Origin of the sequence: Curvibacter cyanobacteriorum, assembly GCF_028649475.1 — a bacterium.
Classification (GTDB): Bacteria; Pseudomonadota; Gammaproteobacteria; order Burkholderiales; family Burkholderiaceae_C; genus Curvibacter; species Curvibacter cyanobacteriorum.
Map to the genome: position 1 here is coordinate 332,516 of NZ_JAQSIP010000001.1, position 20,573 is coordinate 353,088.

At 67.8% G+C, this 20,573-nt stretch carries 14 protein-coding genes; 12 read left to right on the top strand and 2 right to left on the bottom strand.

Annotated features, from left to right (window positions below):
• Nucleotide 1 precedes the first annotated feature (1 nt).
• The 10 genes from PSQ40_RS01455 to PSQ40_RS01500 all read left to right on the top strand — a co-directional run bounded on the left by PSQ40_RS01455 (nucleotide 2) and on the right by PSQ40_RS01500 (nucleotide 15,365).
• Complete coding sequence (locus PSQ40_RS01455) at nucleotides 2-913, top strand: amino acid--[acyl-carrier-protein] ligase (RefSeq protein WP_273948186.1); 912 nt, start codon at nucleotides 2-4, stop codon at nucleotides 911-913.
• The gene (locus tag PSQ40_RS01460; RefSeq protein WP_273948188.1) at nucleotides 913-1,869 is read left to right on the top strand and encodes a DUF1839 family protein; all 957 of its coding nucleotides are present in this window, start codon (nucleotides 913-915) and stop codon (nucleotides 1,867-1,869) included. Before PSQ40_RS01455 ends, PSQ40_RS01460 begins: the two co-directional genes overlap by 1 nt.
• A gap of 3 nt (nucleotides 1,870-1,872) precedes the next feature.
• Nucleotides 1,873-4,410 carry a glycoside hydrolase family 2 protein gene (locus PSQ40_RS01465; protein WP_273948190.1) on the top strand — a complete coding sequence of 846 codons (2,538 nt, stop codon included), beginning with the start codon at nucleotides 1,873-1,875 and terminating at the stop codon, nucleotides 4,408-4,410.
• Nucleotides 4,407-6,251: an alpha/beta hydrolase family protein gene (locus PSQ40_RS01470; RefSeq protein ID WP_273948193.1), complete on the top strand. Its 1,845-nt coding sequence runs from the start codon at nucleotides 4,407-4,409 to the stop codon at nucleotides 6,249-6,251. The genes PSQ40_RS01465 and PSQ40_RS01470 overlap by 4 nt, the downstream gene beginning before the upstream one ends.
• Nucleotides 6,248-7,516, top strand: a complete 1,269-nt coding sequence (locus PSQ40_RS01475; RefSeq protein WP_273948195.1) for a GNAT family N-acetyltransferase — start codon at nucleotides 6,248-6,250, stop codon at nucleotides 7,514-7,516. Before PSQ40_RS01470 ends, PSQ40_RS01475 begins: the two co-directional genes overlap by 4 nt.
• A gap of 318 nt (nucleotides 7,517-7,834) precedes the next feature.
• Entirely contained in the window at nucleotides 7,835-10,711 is a 2,877-nt protein-coding gene (locus tag PSQ40_RS01480) for a 2-oxoglutarate dehydrogenase E1 component (RefSeq protein ID WP_273948196.1), read from the top strand.
• Between the two features lie 48 nt (nucleotides 10,712-10,759).
• Nucleotides 10,760-12,019, top strand: coding sequence for a 2-oxoglutarate dehydrogenase complex dihydrolipoyllysine-residue succinyltransferase (gene odhB / locus PSQ40_RS01485; RefSeq protein ID WP_273948197.1), 1,260 nt, complete (start codon nucleotides 10,760-10,762; stop codon nucleotides 12,017-12,019).
• 117 nt (nucleotides 12,020-12,136) lie between these two features.
• Entirely contained in the window at nucleotides 12,137-13,564 is a 1,428-nt protein-coding gene (gene lpdA / locus PSQ40_RS01490) for a dihydrolipoyl dehydrogenase (RefSeq protein WP_273948198.1), read from the top strand.
• Nucleotides 13,565-13,569: 5 nt separating this feature from the next.
• The gene (gene zapE, locus PSQ40_RS01495; RefSeq protein ID WP_273948199.1) at nucleotides 13,570-14,679 is read left to right on the top strand and encodes a cell division protein ZapE; all 1,110 of its coding nucleotides are present in this window, start codon (nucleotides 13,570-13,572) and stop codon (nucleotides 14,677-14,679) included.
• Nucleotides 14,676-15,365, top strand: coding sequence for a hypothetical protein (locus PSQ40_RS01500; RefSeq protein WP_273948201.1), 690 nt, complete (start codon nucleotides 14,676-14,678; stop codon nucleotides 15,363-15,365). The genes zapE and PSQ40_RS01500 overlap by 4 nt, the downstream gene beginning before the upstream one ends.
• A 198-nt stretch (nucleotides 15,366-15,563) precedes the next feature.
• On the opposite strand, the gene PSQ40_RS01505 is transcribed toward PSQ40_RS01500, so the two are convergent.
• A complete protein-coding gene (locus tag PSQ40_RS01505) occupies nucleotides 15,564-16,367 on the bottom strand; it encodes a PP2C family protein-serine/threonine phosphatase (RefSeq protein WP_273948202.1) in 804 nt (267 codons plus the stop codon).
• A 157-nt stretch (nucleotides 16,368-16,524) separates the two neighbouring features.
• Here PSQ40_RS01505 and PSQ40_RS01510 point away from each other — a divergent pair, with 157 nt between their 5' ends.
• Complete coding sequence (locus PSQ40_RS01510; protein WP_273948204.1) at nucleotides 16,525-18,600, top strand: ATP-dependent DNA helicase; 2,076 nt, start codon at nucleotides 16,525-16,527, stop codon at nucleotides 18,598-18,600.
• Here PSQ40_RS01510 and PSQ40_RS01515 read toward each other — a convergent pair.
• Entirely contained in the window at nucleotides 18,560-19,378 is an 819-nt protein-coding gene (locus tag PSQ40_RS01515) for an outer membrane protein assembly factor BamD (RefSeq protein WP_273948206.1), read from the bottom strand. The two genes, PSQ40_RS01510 and PSQ40_RS01515, sit on opposite strands and share 41 nt — an antisense overlap.
• Before the next feature lie 94 nt (nucleotides 19,379-19,472).
• On the opposite strand from PSQ40_RS01515, the gene PSQ40_RS01520 reads away from it, so the two are divergent.
• Nucleotides 19,473-20,486, top strand: coding sequence for an RluA family pseudouridine synthase (locus PSQ40_RS01520; protein WP_273948819.1), 1,014 nt, complete (start codon nucleotides 19,473-19,475; stop codon nucleotides 20,484-20,486).
• Nucleotides 20,487-20,573 lie beyond the last annotated feature (87 nt).

Genomic DNA, 20,573 nt, shown 5'->3' on the forward strand with positions numbered 1-20,573 from the left:
CATGGATGCCACCCCCACTTTCCTGGAGCAATTGATTGCCGCCGGCCACCTGATCCCCATGGGGGTCGATGGCCTGTATGGCAAGAGTGGCGTGTTTGAGGACATCCTCGACAAGCTCGACCGCCTGATCAGCCGCCACGGTGCGGCCCAGCAGGCCGAGGTGATGCGCTTCCCGCCGGCGATTTCGCAGCAGAACTTCGAAGAAAGCGAATACCTCAAGACCTTCCCGCACTTTGCCGGCACCGTGCATTGCTTTTGTGGCGACGAGCGCGAGCACCGCCGCGTGCTGGACTGCGTGGCCGAGGGCAAGGACTGGACCGAGGGCCAGAAAGCCTCGGGCGTGGTGCTGACGCCGGCCGCCTGCTACCCCTCGTACCCGGTGATCGCGCGCCGTGGCCCCTTGAGCGAGCAGGGGGTGACGCTGGATCTGCTGTCGTATTGCTTCCGCCATGAGCCCTCGCTCGAGCCGACCCGCCTGCAACTGTTCCGCATGCGTGAGTACGTGCGCATGGGCACGCCCGAGCAGGTCTTGGCCTTCCGCCAGCATTGGCTCGAAGAGGGCGAGAAGATGATGCGTTCGCTGGCGCTGCCGCTGATCATCGACGTCGCCAACGACCCCTTCTTTGGCCGGGCGGGCCGCGTGCTGGCCGCCAGCCAGCGCGAGCAAAAGCTGAAGTTCGAACTGCTGGTGCCGGTCAACAGCGAAGAGAACCCGACCGCCTGCCTGAGCTTCAATTACCACATGGACCATTTCGGCCTGATCTGGGCGCTGCGCACCCCGGGCGACGAAGTGGCCCACACCGCCTGCGTGGGCTTCGGCCTGGAGCGCATCACCCTGGCCTTGTTCCGCCACCACGGTTTCGACCCCAAGGCCTGGCCGGCCGAGGTGCAAGCGGTGCTCGGAGGGTTTTGATGCCCGCGGTCGCGCCTGTTTTCACCCCGCACCCTGTTCACGCCGCCGAGCGCCACTGGCCCCAGTCCAACTGCAGTCTGGACCTGTGGATCGGCTACCTGCACAGCCTGGGCCTGGCCCCGGAGGCGCTGATGGGCGCCCTGGTGCAGCTCGACTTTGAGGGCGACCAGTTCAGCTTCTGCAAGTTCGACGCCACCGACCTGAGCCGCCTGTACGGGCTGGTGCTGCGCGAACTGGCCCTGTACGACCGTTTGCAGGACCACATCGTGACCCAGGTCGCGCGCGGCCATCTGGTGCTGGTGGAGCTGGACGGCTACCACCTGCCGGACACGGCGGGCACCTCGTACCACCGCGAGCATAGCAAGACCACGGTGGGCATCCAGGCCATCGACCCCGAGCGCCAGACCCTGAGCTACTTCCACAACTCGGGCTTCTACACGCTGGAGGGGGCCGACTACGCGGCCCTGTTCGCGGTCGATGCGCAGGACCGTCAGGCCACAGGGGCCCTGCTGCCGTACACCGAGTACCTGCTGCGCAAGCAGCCCGCGCTGCAGGGCGAGGCGCTCAAAGCAGCTGCGCGCGAGGCCTTGGCGCGTCACCTCGCTGGGGCCCCGGTGGAGAACCCCTTCCGGGTCTACCAGCGCCAATACGACGCCGATCTGGCCCGCGTCATCGCGCGGGGCAACGACTACTTTCACCTCTACGCCTTCAACCACTTTCGCCAGTTCGGTGCGGTGTTCGGTCTGCTGGAGGCGTTCCTGCAGTGGCTCGGCGATCCCGCGCTGCAGCCCCTGGCCGCGCACTGCGACCAGATCGCGGCCAAAGCCAAGCTGATGCAGTTCCGCGTGGTGCGAGCGGTGGCGCGGCAGCGGCCCGATGACTCGGGCCTGATCCTCAACGACATCGCCGCCCACTGGGATGCCGTGATGGCGGGCTTGCGCGCCCACGTGCACTGAACCATGGCCCCGCAGTTGTCCGATTGGGTCTTGCTGGAAACCGCAGCAGGTGAATGGCCGGCACCGCCGACTGGCGCGGGGCCCTGGTGGCCGGCCAGCGTGCCAGGCACGGTGTGCGAAGCCCTGGCCGCGGCGGGGCAATTGGATTTGCAAGCCCCGCGTGCGCTCGATGGGCGCGATTTTTGGTACCGCTGCGACTGGCCTGCCAGCCCCGCGGGCACCTTGCACCTGGAGGGGCTGGCGGGCACGGTCGAGGTTTGGCTGGGCGCCGAGTGCCTGGCCCGCCACCAGCAAATGGGGCAGCCCCTGACGCTGGCCGTCGCGGCGCAGCCGGACACCCAGCTGTACCTCGCGGTGCGCGGCGGCGCCGCCTGGCCCAAGCGCAGCGGGCGCGCGCGCTGGCGCCCGCGCATGATCCAACCCGCCAGCCTGCGCGACGCGCGCCAGACCCTGCTGGGCCACATGCCTGGGTGGTGCCCCGAATGGACGCCGCTGGGGCCGTATCGGCCCGTGCACTTCCAGGCCCAGGGCGCGGCAGACGCCGCATGGGCGGTGCAAAGCCTGCAAGCCGATGTCCGGGCCGGCCAGGCCTGGCTGTCGGTGCGCCTTCGCGGCCCGGCCGAAGGGCAGGGCGCGGCCTTGGCCTGTGCCGGGCAGTCCCTGCCCTTGGTGCTTCAAGCCGATGGGTCGCACGGGTTCGATGGCCCGGTGCCTGGGGCGGCGCTGTGGTGGCCGCACACCCATGGCGTGCCGGTGTGCCATGCCTTGCGTGTGGCGGTGCCGGGGCAGCCGGGGCTGAGCCAGGACCTGGGCGAGGTGGGTTTTCGCCACCTCACCCTGGACCAGCAGGGCGGCGCTTTCAGCCTGCAGGTCAACGGCGTGCCGGTGTTCTGCCGCGGCGTGTGTTGGACCCCGACCGACTTGCTGCGCCTGCGTTCCGACCCGGTGCAGCTGTCGGCGCAGGTGCATCACCTGGTGCACGGGGGCGCGAACATGGTCCGCGTCGGCGGCACCCTGTGGTACGAGGACGAGGCTTTTTACCGCGCCTGCGACCGGGCAGGGCTGTTGGTCTGGCAGGACTTCATGCTGGCCAATTTTGACTACCCGGGGCGCGATGCGACTTTCCTGGCCGAACTCGAGGCCGAGGCCCGCTGCTTTTTGGACCGCACCCGTCAGCATCCGTGCCTGGCCCTGCTGTGCGGCGGTAGCGAAGTGCGGCAGCAGGCCGAGATGCTGGGCGTGGACTGGCCCGAAGACGACCCGATTTACAGCGGCCTGCTGGCGCGCCTGAGCACCGAGTCACGCCCCGATGTGCCCTATGTGGCCAACACGCCCTGGGGCGGCGCGCCGGTCTTCAACACGGCCCACGGCGTCAGCCATTACTACGGTGTGGGGGCCTACATGCGGGGTCTGGACGACGCGCGGCGGTCCCAGGTGCGCTTTGCCAGCGAATGCCTGGCCCTCGCCCATGTGCCCGCCGAGGCGGAGTTGTCGGCCGAGTTGGCGCGCCACCCGCTCGACAGCCGCTGGAAGCGCGGCACGCCGCGCGATCTGGGCGCCTCCTGGGACTTTGACGATGTGCGCGACCACTACGTGCAGGCGCTCTACGGGGTCGACCCCGCCCGCTTGCGCCGCGAAGACCCGGTGCGCTACCTGGACCTGGGCCGCGCCGTCTCTTGCGACCTGGCCGAGGCCGTGTTCTCCGAATGGCGCCGCGACGGCAGCCCCTGCGCGGGGGGCTTGGTCTGGCAGTGGCGTGACCTGCGTCCGGGGGCCGGTTGGGGCCTGCTGGACGAGGCCGGCCAACCCAAGCCGGTCTGGCAGGCTTTGGCCCGGCACTGGCAGCCACTGCAATTGCTCATCACCGACGAGGGGCTCAATGGCCTGGACCTGCATGTGGTGCACGAGGGCGCCGAGCCGCGGGACCTGGTGCTGGAACTGCAGGCCTTGCGAGATGGCCAGCGCGTGGTCATCGAGGGGCACGCCCGCTTCAGCCTGCCCGGGCGCGGCCGCCGCCGCTTCAGCAGCACCGACTTGCTGGGGCGCTTTTTTGACAGTACCTACGCCTACCGCTTTGGCCCGCCGGCGCACGACGTCAGCATCGCCACCCTGCGCGATGCCCACAGCCAGGCCCTGTTGGGCTGGGCCGTGCACCTGCCGCAGCGCGCCTTGCCCCGCACCGAGCTGGGTTGGCAGACCCGGCTCGAGCGCGACGCCCAGGGGTTGGCCCTGTACGTCACGGGCACGCGTTTCAGCCAGTACCTGCATTTCAACAGTGCCAGCCATCGACCCTGTGTGGACTGGTTCCACCTGCCGCCAGGGGTCGAGCAGTGCATTCGCCTGCAGGCCCGTGACGGGGTGACTGTGGCGCCCGCCTTGGCGGGGGGCAGCCTGCGGGCCTTGAACAGCCTCAGCGAGCGCTGGGTCCGCTTCAGCGACGCGGTCGAGGTCGGTGGCGGCGCCGCGCACGGGGGGGGCCAGCCGGCCGCTCCGTCGCAGCCGCGGCCTGCTGCCAGCGCCCCCTCGGAGTCTTCAGCATGACGCCGGGCGTGGTCCACAACACCCCCGTGCAATGGCACGCGCCGGCCCGCGGGGCCTTGCGCCATGTGGTGCTGCTGTGCAACACCCTCGGTGACGAAGGGCTTTATGCCTACCGTCCGCTGGTGGCGCTGGCCGAAGACCTGGCCCAGGCGGGCCTGGGGGTGCTGCGTTTCAGCTTCCCCGACCAGGACGACGGCGTGGACCTGGCCCCCGAGGCCGATGCCCTGCAGGCGTCGCTGGACACCGTGCTGGACCTGCTGGCCTGGGTGCAGCAGCAGTGGCCTGGTGTGGCCATCAGCCTGTGCGGCTACCGTCTGGGTGCCTTGCTGGCGGCCGAGGCCGCGGCGCGCAGCCCGGGTGTGGGCGCGCTGGCCTTGTTGGCACCGGTCTTGTCGGGGCGGATTGCGCTGCGCGAACTGGCCCTCAAGAGCGGTCAGGCCGTGGCCGCCGACCAGGCCCTGGTGCAGGACGGTTGGCACCTGTCGCCCGCCTCGCGTGAGACCCTGGCCCGACTGGACGCCCAGGCCTTGCTGGCAGCCCCGCCGGCGCAGGGCCGTGTGTTCAGTGACACGGGGCTGCGTGCCGCCGAGAAGCTGGTGAGCAGCCTGCAACTGGCTGGCGCCGGTGACTGGCGCGTCGAGCCCGCAGAAGACTTGGTGTCGTTGCGGGCGTACTCGCATTTGGTCACGGTGCCGGAGGCCACCTTTTCGGCGCTGGTGGCGTGGTTGGCCGGTCTGACACCCGTCGCCGGGACGGCTGATCCGGCGGGTGCAGCGAATACCGAGAACACCGGGATCACTGCGGCGCCGCACCAGACCGTGGCGCTGGCGGACGCCGTGTGCTCGGCCACGCTGAGCCTGCCCGGGGCCGCGGAGCGTGCCCTGCGCCTGGGGCCGCAGCAGCGCCTTGCGGGGGTGCTGTGCACCCCGCCGGGGGCCCGCACGCAGCCGCAAGCGGGCCACCCGGCCACCCCCTGCCTGCTGATCCTCAGCACCGCGGGCAACCCCAGTGCGGGGCAAAGCCGCAGTGCGGTGCGACTGGCCCGGGCGCTGGCGCAGCGTGGCGTCGCTTCGCTGCGTGTCGATGTGCGCGGCAACGGCAACAGCCTGCCGGTGCAGCGGGCCCGCAACTGGGCCATGTACACCGAGGCCCCGACCGACGACGTGGTGGCCGCGCTGGACTGGTTGCAGCAGCAGGGCTGGGCCCAGCCCGCCGTGTTCGGCCTGTGCTCCGGGGCCTACCTGGCGCTGCAGGCGGCGGTGCAGGACCCGCGCCCGGGGCGTTTGCTGCTGGTCAACCTGCAGAGCTTTCTGTGGCAGGGCGCGCCGTTCGGCGCCGAGCTCGAAGCCCCGGCGCCAGGGGGCGGGGCGGCCGCAGCGCCCGCCTCGGGCGATGGCGTGCAACTCAAGCACCTGGGCCGCTACAAACAAATCATCTTCACGCGGGACTTTTGGCGCCGCCTGTTCGCGGGCGAGGTGCACGTCTGGGGGGTGACCCGGCGCCTGGCTGCCAAGCTGGCCCTGCGCCTGGCCAGCCGGGTCCAGGCCAGCCTGCCCACCGGCTGGGTGCTGCTGCCCCAGCAGGCCGCGGTGCAGTCGCGGGTGGCCTGTCTGACACAGCGGGCCCTGCCCATCGACCTCATTTATGGCGACACCGACGCGGGCCTCAACGAGCTCGAGACCCTGTTCGGCCGCCAGGGCCAGCGCCTGACGCGCCAGCCAGGCGTGGCCCTGCAGCTGGTGCCCGGGGCGGATCACATGTTCATCGATCCGCCATCCTTGCAAACTTTGATTCAATACGTGGGCGATACTTTGAGCCTCTCCAACGCCCCGTCTGCATGAGCTTTTCGCCCTCTCCTGACCCCGCTGCAGGCCTGACGCTGCAGCGCCTGACCGTGACCGGCCCCGCCGATCTGGCGCCGATCCGCGCCGACTGGCTGGGCCTGCTGGCCCAGGTCCCCAGCGCCTTGCCTTTTCAGACCCCTGAGTGGTGCCTGGCCTGGTGGGACACCTTTGCGGTGCAGACACGCTGGCGCCGTGACCACCTGACGCTGTTTGTCTGGCGTGATCGCGGGCGTCTGGTGGGCGTGTTGCCCCTGGTGCGCTCGGTGTCGGGCTGGGGCCCGCTGGCCTTGCTGACCCAATGGCGTCCGCTGGGGGCTGACCCCAACCTCACCGAGCTGCGCGCGCCGCTGGTCTTGCCCGGCCACGAGGCCGCGGTCGCCCGTCAATGGCTGGACTGGGTGGCCCAGCACGCCGGCATGCACCAGGTGATCCTGCCCACCGAGCTGCTGATGCAGGAGCTGGCGCGCCGCCCCCAGCTGGCCCGACTCGGGCTGCGCGAGGTGCCCAACTACGTGTTGACCCCGGGCAGCGACTGGCCGACCTTCAAAACAGGCCTCAAGCGCAACATCAAGGAATCGCTGCGCCGTTGTTACAACTCGCTGGCGCGTGAGGGGCTGTCGGCTCGGTTGGAGGTGCTCAGCGAGCCCGACCAGCTGCGCGCATTGCTGCCCGACTACTACCGCCTGCATGGCCTGCGGGCCGATCAGGCCGACACCATCGCACACCCCGACTACTTTGAGGCCCCGCAACACCGGCGTTTCATCGACGGCTTGCTGTCGCAGGCGTCAGCCGGTGGCGCCCTCGGCCTGCGTCTGCTGGTGCTGCGGGTGGGCGAACAGGCGGTGGCCATGCGCCTGGCTTTTGTGACCCAGCAGTCGCTGTACCTGTACTACTCGGGCTACGAGCCGGCCTGGGGCCGCTTCAGCGTGATGACCACCCTGGTCAGCGAGGCCATTCAGTGGGCCCAGGCCCAGGGCCTGAAGCAGGTCAACCTGTCGGTGGGCCGTGACGTGTCCAAAACCCGCTGGGGCCCCGAGGAGCGGCAGTTCACCGACCATTACCTGGCCGGTGGTGGGGCCTTTAACCGCTGGTTGATGCGCACGCTGGTGCGTCAGCGTGGCTTGAGTGCTGGTTACCTGACCGTCGAGCAAGCCGCCGAGGCCGCTGAGGCCGCATCCGCCGAGGCCCGTGCCGAAGCCTTGGCGCAGGCCCCCGCGCAGGCTGGCCCGGCGCCCGACGCACCGCCTGCCGCCTCGCGCTGAGCCCTGCCACACCTTGCTTCGGGGGCGGCTTGACCCCCGTCATGCCCCGACCCGGTGCCGCTGCCCCAGCCCTGTGCAAGGCCGTCCAAGAGGCGGTGGGGCAGGGCCTTGGGTGCACCTGGGTGGCGTCCTCTACGTACTTCCCCGCACCAAGACCGAACCGACAGTCCTGTCCCTGCCTCGGGATTAGTGGCACAATCGCGTCCGCATTAAGGCCCTTCCCCAGCCACTGTCGCATCCGCCAACCGGTTCAGCCGTGTCGCGGAAGGTTTACTAACCAGCTAATGTTTCCCTCAGGGAAGCGGAGGTCAGCGGAATATGAGCGATTCTTCGTCTGTCTACCAAGCCTACCAAGGCAACACCTATCTCTTCGGGGGCAACGCGCCCTACGTCGAAGAGATGTACGAAAACTACCTGGCCAACCCCGGTAGCGTCCCCGACACCTGGCGCGATTACTTCGACGCCCTGCAGCACGTGCCTGCTGTCGACGGCTCCAACGCCCGCGACGTGCCCCACCTGCCCGTCATCAACGCCTTCGCCGAGCGCGCCAAGCAAGGTCAGACCAAGGTCGTCCTGGCCAGCGCCGACGCCGAAATGGGCCGCAAGCGCACCGCGGTCCAGCAGCTGATCGCTGCCTACCGCAATGTCGGCGCACGCTGGGCCGACCTGGATCCGCTCAAGCGCACCGAACGCGCTCACATTCCGCAACTCGAGACCTCCTACTACGGCTTCACTGACGCTGACCAGGAAACCGTCTTCAACATCAGCAACACCTTCTTCGGCAAGGAGACCATGTCTCTGCGCGAGTTGCTGAACGCGCTGCGTGAAACCTACTGCGGCACCATCGGCGCCGAGTACATGCACACCACCGACCAGGACCAAAAGGCCTGGTGGCAAAAGAAGCTTGAAACCATTCGCAGCAAGCCGAACTTCGGCGCTGAGAAGAAGAAGCACATCCTCGACCGCCTGACCGCAGCCGAAGGCCTCGAGCGCTACCTGCACACCAAGTACGTGGGTCAGAAGCGCTTCTCGCTCGAAGGCGGTGAGAGCTTCATCGCCGCGATGGACGAACTGATCCAGTCGGCTGGCGCCAAGGGCGTGCAAGAAATCGTGATCGGCATGGCCCACCGCGGTCGCCTGAACGTGCTGGTCAACACCCTGGGCAAGATGCCCAAGGACCTGTTCGCCGAGTTCGACCACACCGCCCCGGAAGACCTGCCGGCCGGTGACGTGAAGTACCACCAAGGCTTCAGCTCCGACGTGACCACCCCTGGCGGCCCGGTTCACCTGTCGCTGGCCTTCAACCCCTCGCACCTGGAAATCGTCAACCCGGTGGTCGAAGGTTCGGTGCGCGCCCGCATGGACCGCCGCAACGACCCGCTGGGCAACCAAGTGCTGCCGGTGCTGGTGCACGGCGACGCGGCCTTCGGCGGCCAAGGCGTGAACCAGGAAACCCTGGCCCTGGCCCAGACCCGTGGTTACACCACGGGCGGCACGGTGCACATCATCATCAACAACCAGATCGGTTTCACCACCAGCGACCCGCGCGACATGCGCTCCAGCGCCTTCTGCACCGACATCGTCAAGATGGTCGAGGCCCCGGTGCTGCACGTCAACGGTGACGATCCTGAAGCCGTCGTGCTGGCCATGCAACTGGCGCTCGAGTTCCGCATGGAGTTCCGCCAAGACGTGGTGGTCGACATCACCTGCTTCCGCAAGCTGGGCCACAACGAGCAGGACACCCCGAGCCTGACCCAGCCGCTGATGTACAAGAAGATCGCTGCCCACCCCGGCACGCGCAAGCTGTACGCCGACAAGCTGGCGGCCCAAGGCCTGGGCGCGACCCTGGGCGACGAAATGGTCAAGGAATACCGCGCGGCCATGGACGCGGGTCGTCACACGGTCGATCCGGTGCTGACCAACTTCAAGAGCAAGTTCGCTGTGGACTGGAGCCCCTACCTGGGCAAGAAGTGGACTGACGCGGGCGACACCGCCATCCCGGCCGCTGAATGGCACCGTCTGGCTGAAAAGATCACCAAGATCCCGGCCACCGTCACCCCGCACCAACTGGTCAAGAAGGTCTACGACGACCGCGCCGCCATGGGCCGTGGCGACATCCCGGTGGATTGGGGCATGGGTGAAACCATGGCCTTCGCCTCCCTGGTGGCCAGCGGCTACCCGGTCCGTCTGTCGGGCGAAGACTGCGGTCGCGGCACGTTCACACACCGCCACGCGGTGATCCACGACCAAAACCGTGAGAAGTGGGACACCGGCACCTACGTGCCGCTGCAAAACGTGGCCGAGAACCAGGCTCCGTTCGTGGTCATCGACTCGATCCTGTCCGAAGAAGCCGTGCTGGGCTTCGAGTACGGCTACGCCTCGAACGACCCCAACACCCTGGTGATCTGGGAAGCCCAGTTCGGCGACTTCGCCAACGGCGCTCAGGTCGTGATCGACCAGTTCATCGCCTCGGGTGAAGTCAAGTGGGGCCGCGTCAACGGCCTGACCCTGATGCTGCCGCACGGCTACGAAGGCCAAGGCCCTGAGCACAGCTCGGCCCGCCTGGAGCGCTTCATGCAGCTGTCGGCCGACACCAACATGCAAGTGGTGCAACCGACGACCGCCAGCCAGATCTTCCACGTGCTGCGCCGCCAGATGGTGCGCAACCTGCGCAAGCCGCTGGTGATCATGACGCCCAAGTCGCTGCTGCGTAACAAGGACGCCACTTCGCCGCTGGTCGAATTCACCAAGGGCAGCTTCCAGACCGTCATTGGCGAGCACAAGGAAGACGTGCTCAAGAAGGCCGATAAGGTCAAGCGCGTCATCGCCTGCTCGGGCAAGGTGTACTACGACCTGGCCAAGAAGCGCGAAGAAAAGGGCGCCGACGACGTGGCCATCATCCGCGTCGAACAGCTCTACCCGTTCCCGCACAAGGCTTTTGCCGCCGAACTGAAGAAGTTCCCGAACGCCACCGACATCGTGTGGTGCCAGGACGAGCCGCAAAACCAAGGTGCCTGGTTCTTCGTGCAGCACTACATCCACGAAAACATGCTGGACGGCCAGAAGCTGGGTTACTCGGGCCGCGCAGCGTCTGCTTCGCCGGCCGTGGGTTACTCGCACCTGCACCAGGAACAGCAAAAGGCGCTGGTCGACGGCGCTTTCGCCAAGCTCAAGGGTTTTGTGCTGACCAAGTAAGGTCGTCTCTGCCCCCTCGAACCAGAACAAGATACTGAAAGAATTGAAATGGCAATCGTAGAAGTCAAAGTCCCCCAGCTGTCTGAATCCGTGGCCGAAGCCACCATGCTGACTTGGAAGAAGAAGGCCGGCGAAGCCGTGACCGCCGACGAAATCCTGATCGAGATCGAAACCGACAAGGTCGTGCTCGAAGTGCCGGCGCCCGCCTCGGGCGTGCTGGCTGAAATCGTGCAAGGCGACGGTGCCACCGTCGCCGCCGATCAGCTGATCGCTCGCATCGACACCGAAGGCAAGGCCGGCGCTGCGGCGCCCGCCGCCGCCGCGGCTCCGGCCGCTGCTGCCGCCCCCGCGGCCGCCCCGGCCGCTGCGGCTTCGGCTTCCAAGGCCGACGTGGCCATGCCCGCCGCCGCCAAGCTGCTGGCCGACAACGGCCTGTCGGTCGGTGCCGTGACCGGTACCGGCAAGGACGGCCGCGTCACCAAGGGTGATGTGCTGGGTGCCGTCGCCGCAGGCGTGAAGCCTGCTGCCGCTCCGTCGGTGATCCCGACCGGCGCGCCCACCAAGTCGCTGCCGCAAGTGGCCGCTCCGGCTGCCCCGAACCTGGGCGACCGTCCGGAACAACGCGTGCCGATGAGCCGCCTGCGTGCCCGCGTGGCCGAGCGTCTGCTGCAATCGCAGTCGACCAACGCCATCCTGACCACCTTCAACGAAGTCAACATGGCCCCGGTCATGGAGATGCGCAAGAAGTTCCAGGACGCGTTCACCAAGGAACACGGCGTGAAGATCGGCTTCATGAGCTTCTTCGTCAAGGCAGCGGTGCACGCCCTGAAGAAGTACCCGGTGCTGAACGCCTCGGTCGACGGCAATGACATCGTCTACCACGGCTACTTCGACATCGGTATCGCTGTCGGTTCGCCGCGTGGCCTGGTGGTGCCGATCCTGCGCAACGCCGACCAAATGAGCTTCGCCGACATCGAGAAGAAGATCGCTGAATTCGGCCAGAAGGCCAAGGACGGCAAGCTGGGCATCGAAGAGATGACCGGTGGCACTTTCTCGATCTCCAACGGTGGTACCTTCGGCTCCATGCTGTCGACCCCCATCATCAACCCGCCGCAATCGGCCATCCTGGGCGTGCACGCGACCAAGGACCGCGCCGTGGTCGAAAACGGTCAAGTGGTGGTTCGTCCGATCAACTACCTGGCCATGTCCTATGACCACCGCATCATCGACGGCCGCGAAGCCGTGCTGGGCCTGGTCGCCATGAAGGAAGCGCTGGAAGACCCGTCGCGCCTGCTGTTCGACATCTGAGCGGGTTTGAGTGAACCCAGCGGACCGGCCTGACCGGTCCGCCTAACCCACTCCGGTTGTCGCCTCGGCTGACGCGCAGCCGGGTGGGTTTTGTTTCAACTGATTCAAGAGATTTTTATGAGCAAACAATTTGACGTCATCGTGATCGGCGGCGGCCCCGGTGGTTACATCGCCGCCATCCGCGCGGCCCAACTGGGCTTCCAGGTCGCCTGCATTGACGAGTGGAAGAACGACAAGGGTGGCCCGGCCCCCGGCGGTACCTGCACCAACGTCGGTTGCATCCCGTCCAAGGCCCTGCTGCAATCGTCGGAGCACTTCGAGCACGCCAACCACCACTTTGCCGACCACGGCATCAAGGTGTCGGACGTCAGCATCGACGTGGCCAAGATGATCGGTCGCAAGGACACCGTTGTGAAGCAGAACAACGACGGCATCCTGTACCTGTTCAAGAAGAACAAGGTCAGCTTCTTCCACGGCCGTGGCTCCTTCGTCAAGGCGGTGGACGGCGGCTATGAAATCCAGGTCGCTGGCAGCGCCAACGAAACCCTGACCGGCAAGCAGATCATCATCGCCACCGGCTCCAACGCACGCGCCCTGCCGGGCACCCCGTTCGACGAAGTCAAGGTGCTGTCGAACGACGGCGCCCTGCGCATCAACGCCGTGCCCAAGAAGCTGGCACTGATTGGCTCGGGCGTGATCGGCCTCGAAATGGGTTCGGTCTGGCGTCGCCTGGGCTCTGAAGTCACCATCCTCGAAGGTCTGCCGACCTTCCTGGGCGCGGTCGACGAACAGATCGCCAAGGAAGCCAAGAAGGCTTTCGACAAGCAAGGCCTGAAGATCGAACTCGGCGTCAAGGTCGGCGAGATCAAGACCACCGACGCGGGCGTCAGCGTGGCCTACACCAACGCCAAGGGCGAAGCCCTGTCGCTGGACGTGGACAAGCTGATCGTCTCGATCGGCCGCGTGCCCAACACCATCGGCCTCAATGTCGAAGCCGTGGGCCTGCAACTCGACGAGCGCGGTGCCATCGTGGTGGACGGCGACTGCAAGACCAACCTGCCGGGCGTGTGGGCCGTGGGTGACGTGGTGCGTGGCCCGATGCTGGCGCACAAGGCCGAAGAAGAAGGTGTGGCCGTGGCTGAGCGCATCGCCGGCCAACATGGTCACGTCAACTTCAACACCATCCCCTGGGTCATCTACACCAGCCCGGAAATCGCCTGGGTGGGCCGCACCGAGCAGCAGCTCAAGGCCGACGGCGTCAAGTACAAGGCCGGCACCTTCCCATTCCTGGCCAACGGCCGTGCACGCGCCCTGGGCGACACCACCGGCATGGTCAAGTTCCTGGCTGACGCCACCACCGACGAGATCCTCGGCGTGCACATCGTGGGTCCGATGGCCAGCGAGCTGATCGCCGAAGCCGTGGTGGCCATGGAGTTCAAGGCCAGCGCCGAAGACATCGCCCGCATCTGCCACGCTCACCCGTCGCTGTCCGAAGCGACCAAGGAAGCTGCGCTGGCCGTTGACAAGCGCACGCTGAACTTCTGACACGCATGACGGGAACTGATGCCGTTCGCTCCGCCTACGCGGCGGAGATCCAGGCGCGGGGTTTCAAAAGCGACCCCGCGCAGTTGCGGGCCGTCGAGGCCCTGCAGCGTTGCGCCAATGAGTGGACCGAGTACAAGGAAAAGCGCTCGAACTCGCTCAAGAAGCTGATCAACCGGCCTCAGATCCCGCGTGGTGTGTACATGTACGGCGGGGTGGGGCGGGGCAAGAGCTTCCTGATGGATTGCTTTTTCAATGCCGTCCCACTGCGCCGCAAGGTGCGCCTGCACTTCCATGAGTTCATGCGCGAGGTGCACCGCGAACTGGTGGGCCTGCAAGGCACGGTGAACCCCCTGGATGTGCTGGGGGCCCGCATTGCCAAGCGCTACAAGCTGATTTGTTTTGACGAATTCCACGTGGCGGACATCACCGACGCCATGATCCTGCACCGCCTGCTGGTCGCCCTGTTCGACAATGGCGTGGGGTTTGTCACCACCTCCAATTTCAAGCCCGACGAGCTCTACCCCGACGGGCTGCACCGGGACCGCATCCTGCCCGCGATTGCGCTGCTCAACGAGCGCATGGACGTGGTCAATGTGGACAACGGCACCGACTACCGCCGCCGCACCCTCGAACAGGTCAACGCCTACATGACCCCGCTGGGGGCCAAGGCCGATGCCGACATGCGCGAGGCCTTTGAGCGCCTGGCCGAGGTCAAGGAAGAAGACCCGATCATGCGCATCGAGTCGCGTGAGATCCACGCACTGCGCAAAGCGGGTGGCGTGGTCTGGTTCGACTTCAAGACCCTGTGCGGCGGGCCGCGTTCGCAGAACGACTACCTCGAGATCGCGACCCAGTTCCACACCGTGCTGCTCAGCAGCGTGCCCCACATGCCTGTGCGCATGGCCTCGGAGGCGCGGCGCTTCACCTGGCTGGTGGACGTGTTGTACGACCGCCGCGTCAAGCTCATCATGTCGGCCGCGGTGCCGCCCGAGGAGCTGTACACCGAAGGCCCGATGTCGCACGAGTTTCCCCGCACCGTGTCGCGCCTCAACGAAATGCGTTCGGCCGAGTTCCTGGCCCTGGAACGGCGCGTGGTCGACACGCGACTCACATGATCGGCTGGCTCCGTCACGGGGGACTGGCACTGCTGTGGGTGGCCGCTGCCTCGGCTGTGGCCGCCACCCCCACCGTGGCGCCGCTGGCGCCTCAGGCCCCGACGGTCGAGCAGGAGCGCAGCCGCATCGAGCGCGAGCGGGCCGCCGAGATGGGCCGCCAGCAGGCCGTCGAGTCGGCTTGCTACCAGCGCTTTGCGGTCAACGATTGTCTGGCCGAGGCGCGTGTCAAGCACCGCGAAGTGCTGTCCGATCTGAAACGCCAGGAAGTCCAGCTCAATGACCGCGAGCGCCGTTTGCGTGCCGGTGAGCAGCTGCGCCGCATCGAGGAAAAGGTGTCCTCGCCCGAGCGCGACATCGACCTGTTGAACCGCCAGCAGCAGGCCCAGCGCACCGAGCAGGACCGCCAGCTCAACGCCGAAAAGAAGGCCGTCGACAGCGTCAACCAGACGCAAGAGCGCGCCGGCCGGCGCCAGGAGCAACAGCGTCGCCTCGAGCAAGCGCAAAAGGAAGACGCCGAGCGGGCACAAAAGGCCCAGGCGGCGGCCGATGAGCGCAAGCGTTACGATGAAAAACTGCGCGATGCCGCCCAGCACCGCCAGCAACTGCAGCAGGACATCAAGAACCGGTCCGGGGCCCGCGCCGCGCCCTTGCCCGACCCTGCTGGCGCCCCCGCCAGCAAGCCCTGAAGCGCTTCACCTGCGGAACCCCGAAGCGCATCGGGCCGCTGTTGGCGTCCGCTGGGGCCTCGTCCATGCCGTGCGCGCTTCGGTCCGCTGCGGGGCGCGGCTTGGCGTGCTCAGAAGGCGACCTTGGCCCTGACCGACCTGACTCCTATCGACTTGCTTTGATCAACCAGCTTTGATCGCCCTCCGGCGGCCTTGACCTCAGGCCTTGCCGGCCAGCCCTTTGGCCAGGGGCGACGCGCTGGGGGCCGCCAGGGCTTCCACCCGCACGATCACCAGCGACAGGTTGTCCCCACCCCCCCGGGCCCGTTGGCGGGCCTTGTCGATCAGGAACTCGGTGGCTTCGCGTGGTGACAGGCCGGCCAGCACCGAGCCCAGTTCGGCCGGGGTGAAGTAATGCCAGACCCCATCGCTGCAGGCCATCAGGGCGTCGCCGGGGCGCAGTCGCCCGATCTGGTGGCGACCCATGGGGGGCTCGGCCTCGGTGCCCAGGCAACCCACCAGGATGTTGGACTGCGGGTGGTTATTGGCCTCGTCCTCACTGATCTCGCCGCGCTCGACCAGGGCCTGCACATACGAATGGTCCAGCGTGCGCTTGATCAGCTGGCCTTCGTGGAAGTGGTAGATGCGCGAATCACCGGTGTGCATCCAGTGGCACTCGCCGTGCGGCATGATCAGAAAGGCCGCCAGGGTGCTGTGCGGCTCCTGCTCAGCCGAGATGGCGGTGAGCTTGATCACCAGGTGGGCCTCGCGCACCAGCTGCTCGAGCAGCACGGTGGGCGAATCGTTCTCCGGTGCGAAGCGCTCGAACAGTTGGCGCGCGCTCATCATCACCTGGTCGGAGGCCTTGCGGCCACCGCTGCGGCCGCCCATGCCGTCGGCCACCACAGCCAGCACGCAGCCATTGACCCGCGGGTGACTCAGCAGGGCCACCTGGTCTTGCTGGTACTCGCGATCGCCCTTGTGAATGCCCGTTGAGGCAGTAAGTCGGTAACCTTGGGTCATGATGTGGGGCGCCAACCAGCAGGAATTTCGGTGAACAGAGCTGTCTATTATCGTGTGAAGAAATGTATTTCCGTCGCGGGTCGGCACCGGTTGGGTCCGCTGCGAACGCGGCATGACCAGGGCGCGGATGGCCTGTTGGGCTGGGCATGGGGCACACATGACCGGGCTTGACTCGCTGGCCGGCCTGCTCGGGCCTGGCGGTACCTTGCAACAGCTGGAGCCGGGTTTCCAGCCCCGTGCCGGGCAGCTGCAGCTCGCAGAGGCCGTGGCCCAGGTGCTGCGCCACGGGGGGGTGCTGGTGGCCGAGGCCGGCACCGGGGTGGGCAAGACCTACGCCTACCTGCTGCCGGCCCTGCTCAGTGGCCAGCGGGTGCTCTTGTCCACCGCCACACGCAACCTGCAGGATCAGCTGTCCACGCGCGATCTGCCTCGCCTGATGGGCTGGCTGGGCCTGTCGCGCCGCGTGGCGGTGCTCAAGGGCCGCAACAGCTACCTGTGCACCCACCGGCTCTCGCAGGCCCGCCGTGAAGGGCATTACCTCGACGACGCCGCGCTGCGTCAGCTGGCCCAGGTCGAGCGCTGGGCCCTGGGCACCCGCAGTGGCGACCTGGCCGAGCTGCCGGAGCTCGATGACGCGTCGCCGCTGATCCCGCTGGTCACCTCGACGCGTGACAACTGCCTGGGCGCCCGCTGTGCGGGCTGGCAGGGCTGTCACGTCAATGAGGCCCGCCGCCTGGCGCTGGCGGCTGAGGTGGTGGTGGTCAACCACCACCTGTTCTTTGCCGATCAGCAGTTGCGCGACACGGGCGTGGCCGAGCTGTTGCCGCAGGTGCAGGCGGTCATTTTTGACGAGGCACACCGGCTCAATGAGATCGGGGTGCAGTTCATGGGGCGCCAGTTCAGCACCCGCGGCTGGCGTCAGCTCAGCGCGGCCCTGCTGGAGGAGGGCACGCGTTGGGCGCGGGGGTTCCAGCCCTGGCCTGAGCTGGCCTCCCTGATGGAGCGTCAGGTGCGTGATTTCGAGGCCTGGGTGGGCGCCGCCGCACGCCGCCCCGAGGCGCGCCTGCTCTGGCTGGGCGCCAGCCCCGAGGGCCTGGACCCTGCCGCCTGGCGTCAGCGCCTGCTGGGTCTGGACGCCTTGCTGGCGCGCGCCGAACAGGCCTTGCAATTGACCCAGGAGGCCGCCCCCGAACTGCGCCGCCTGGCCCAGCGGGTGCTGGAGACGCGGCAACGCCTGCGGGGCTTCATGGACGACGGCCAGGGGCCCGCGGTGCGCTGGCTGGAGACCGGTCGCCACACCCGGCTGCTGGAGGTGCCGCTGAACATCGGTGCCAAGTTGTCCGACCTGCTGAAGCCCGAGGTCGCTGCGCCGGGTGGGGGACCCGCGTCCGGCCCGGTCAGCGTGGGCGGCAGGCCTCCCCCGGCCTGGGTGTTCACCTCGGCGACGCTGGGGGTGGACGAGGGCTTGAGCTGGTTCACCCAGCCTTGCGGCCTGGCCGACCTGGCTACCGTGCTGCGGGTGGACAGCCCCTTTGACTACGCGCGCCAGGCGGCCTGGCATGTGCCCGAAGGGCTGCCCGACGCTCAGGACCCCGAGCACGCCTGGGCCTTGTCCCAGTGGTTGCTGTCACCCGTGCGCCTGCTGCGCGGCCGCACGCTGGTGTTGGCCACCTCGCTGCGCGCGCTGGGCGAGTTGGCGCGGGGCCTGCAGGAGGGCCTGCAGGGGACGGGCATCGAGGTGCTGGTGCAGGGACAAGGTTCGCGGCGGCGCTTGCTGGAGCGCTTTCGCCAGGGGGCCACGGGCACGCCCTGTGTGCTGGTCGCGTCAGGCGCGTTTTGGGAGGGGGTGGATGTGCCGGGCGAGGCCTTGCAGATGCTGGTCATCGACAAGCTGCCGTTCCCGGTGCCTGATGACCCCTTGGTGCTGGCTCGCAGCGCCGAATTGAAAGCCCAGGGGCGCACGCCGTTTCAGGACTACGTCCTGCCCGAGACCGCCATGGCCTTGAAGCAGGGGGTGGGGCGCCTGATCCGCAGCGAGCACGACCGCGGGGTGCTGATCCTGGCCGACGAACGCCTGCACCAGCGCAGCTACGGCCGGCGCCTGATGGCCGCCTTGCCGGCCATGCCTTGCCTGGCCGATCAGGCCGCGCTGATGGACGCGTTGGCGGCGCTGTCGAGCCCGCAGGCCTGGCTCACCAGATCTTCCACCACGGATCCGAGGCCTTGCTCCTGAGGCCGCGGGCGCTCAGGTCGGCGCCGTCCGGGTAGTTCTTATCGAGCACCCGGCGGGTGTCGTCGCGCAGCTGGGTCATGCCCAAGGCATCGTAGGACTTGGCCAGGATCACCAGGGCTTCTTGTGCGGCGGGCACGTCGCGGTACTCGGTGACCGCGATCTGGGCGCGGTTGATGGCCGCCACATAGGCGCCGCGCGAGTAGTAGTAGCGCGCCACGTGCACCTCGTACTGGGCCAGCGAGTTCACGATGTAGATCATGCGCTGGCGCGCGTCAGGGGTGTAGCGCGAGTCGGGGAAACGGGTGCTCAGCTCGCGGAAGGACTCGAACGAATCCTTGGCCGCTTTCTGGTCACGCTCCGACAAATCCTGGCGCGTGATGTTGGCGAACAGGCCCAGGTTGTCGTTGAAGTTGACGATGCCCTTCATGTAGAGTGCATAGTCCATGCCCGGGCTGGCGGGGTGCAGGCGGATGAAGCGGTCCAGCGTGGCCAGGGCCTGGGCGGGTTCGCTGGCCTTGTACTGGGCGTAGGCTTTTTCAAGCTCGGCCTGTTGGGCCAGCGGCGTGCCTGCGGCACGGCCTTCGAGCTTTTCAAACAGCGGCACGGCCTTGTCGTAAGCCCCGGCGCTCACCTCGTCCTTGGCTTCGCTGTAGATCCGGTTGGGACTCCAGCTGGCAGTCTTGTCCACCGCAGGGGTGCTGGAGCAGCCCACCATCAGCGCGGACAGGGAGGTGACCAGCGCGAGCGCGGGGACCACGGATAATTTGGCACGTAGCATCACTGGAAACCTCTTGAAGCAAAGCAAATTGATTATATCGGCGGGTCCCGTGCCCGCGGCCCAGGATCCCCATCAGCCGGCCCCTGCCGAGGTCATGGCCGAGGCACCGGACCTGCTGGAGGCGGCCGAAGAGGGCGCAGAAGACGTCGGCAGCGAGCTGCGCCAGGGGGAAGTGCCCCTCAGCGGTCACGGCTCGCGGCTGGACAAGGCCCTGACCGAACTGGTCAACGAGTTCTCGCGCAGTTACCTGCAGCAGTTGATCGAGGAGGGCGCCGTCCAGCTCAATGGCCAGCCCGTGCGCAAGGCGTCGCAAAAGGTCAAAGTGGGCGACCGGCTCCAGGTCGAGTTGCGGCCCACGCCGCAAAGCCAGGCCTTCAAGCCCGAGCCGATGGCCTTGGTGGTGGTGCACGAGGACGACGACCTGCTGGTCGTCAACAAGCCCGCGGGGCTGGTGGTGCACCCGGCACCGGGCCACTGGAGCGGCACCTTGCTGAACGGCCTGCTGGCCCACCACGCGGGGGCACAGATGCTGCCGCGTGCCGGCATCGTGCACCGTCTGGACCGCGACACCAGCGGCCTGATGGTGGTGGCCAAGACGCGTCAGACCATGGACCGCCTGGTGCAGTTGATCGCCGCGCGCGAGGTCAGCCGCCAGTACCTGGCCCTGGCGCACCGGCCCTGGACGGGGTCGCGCTCGGTCACCGTCGAAGCGCCGATCGGGCGCGACCCTCGCAACCGCCTGCGCATGGCGGTGGTCGACCTGGACCACCAGTCGGGCAAGACGGCCCGCACCGACATCGAGCTGCTGGCCTCCACCGACCAGGGCTGCTGGGTGCGCTGCAAATTGCACACCGGGCGCACCCACCAGATCCGGGTGCACATGGCCCACCTGGGTCACCCCTTGCTGGCCGACGGCCTGTACGGCGGTGCCCCGGCGGCCGGCATGGCGCGCCAGGCGCTGCATGCTTGGCGGCTGGCGTTCACCCACCCGGTGACCGAGGCGCCGCTGGCGTTTGAAACCGCGCTGCCGGCGGATCTGCAGGCAGCGCTCGCCGATTGGGGTCTGCGTTACAATCCGCCCACTGCGTCCAGCGCGCCCCAGGGCTGATCACCGCCCCGCCTTCGACGCCCGGACCCCGGTCTGGGGCTTCGTCCCCGACCCTCGGTTGGCTTCTCGACCGCCTTGTTGCTCCTT

Coding starts and splice junctions, on each gene's coding strand:
- lpdA (WP_273948198.1), top strand. CDS start 12,137: ATGAGCAAACAATTTGACGTCATCGTGATCGGCGGCGGCCCCGGTGGT.
- PSQ40_RS01460 (WP_273948188.1), top strand. CDS start 913: ATGCCCGCGGTCGCGCCTGTTTTCACCCCGCACCCTGTTCACGCCGCC.
- odhB (WP_273948197.1), top strand. CDS start 10,760: ATGGCAATCGTAGAAGTCAAAGTCCCCCAGCTGTCTGAATCCGTGGCC.
- PSQ40_RS01465 (WP_273948190.1), top strand. CDS start 1,873: ATGGCCCCGCAGTTGTCCGATTGGGTCTTGCTGGAAACCGCAGCAGGT.
- zapE (WP_273948199.1), top strand. CDS start 13,570: ATGACGGGAACTGATGCCGTTCGCTCCGCCTACGCGGCGGAGATCCAG.
- PSQ40_RS01470 (WP_273948193.1), top strand. CDS start 4,407: ATGACGCCGGGCGTGGTCCACAACACCCCCGTGCAATGGCACGCGCCG.
- PSQ40_RS01500 (WP_273948201.1), top strand. CDS start 14,676: ATGATCGGCTGGCTCCGTCACGGGGGACTGGCACTGCTGTGGGTGGCC.
- PSQ40_RS01520 (WP_273948819.1), top strand. CDS start 19,473: ATGGCCGAGGCACCGGACCTGCTGGAGGCGGCCGAAGAGGGCGCAGAA.
- PSQ40_RS01510 (WP_273948204.1), top strand. CDS start 16,525: ATGACCGGGCTTGACTCGCTGGCCGGCCTGCTCGGGCCTGGCGGTACC.
- PSQ40_RS01455 (WP_273948186.1), top strand. CDS start 2: ATGGATGCCACCCCCACTTTCCTGGAGCAATTGATTGCCGCCGGCCAC.
- PSQ40_RS01515 (WP_273948206.1), bottom strand. CDS start 19,378: ATGCTACGTGCCAAATTATCCGTGGTCCCCGCGCTCGCGCTGGTCACC.
- PSQ40_RS01475 (WP_273948195.1), top strand. CDS start 6,248: ATGAGCTTTTCGCCCTCTCCTGACCCCGCTGCAGGCCTGACGCTGCAG.
- PSQ40_RS01480 (WP_273948196.1), top strand. CDS start 7,835: ATGAGCGATTCTTCGTCTGTCTACCAAGCCTACCAAGGCAACACCTAT.
- PSQ40_RS01505 (WP_273948202.1), bottom strand. CDS start 16,367: ATGACCCAAGGTTACCGACTTACTGCCTCAACGGGCATTCACAAGGGC.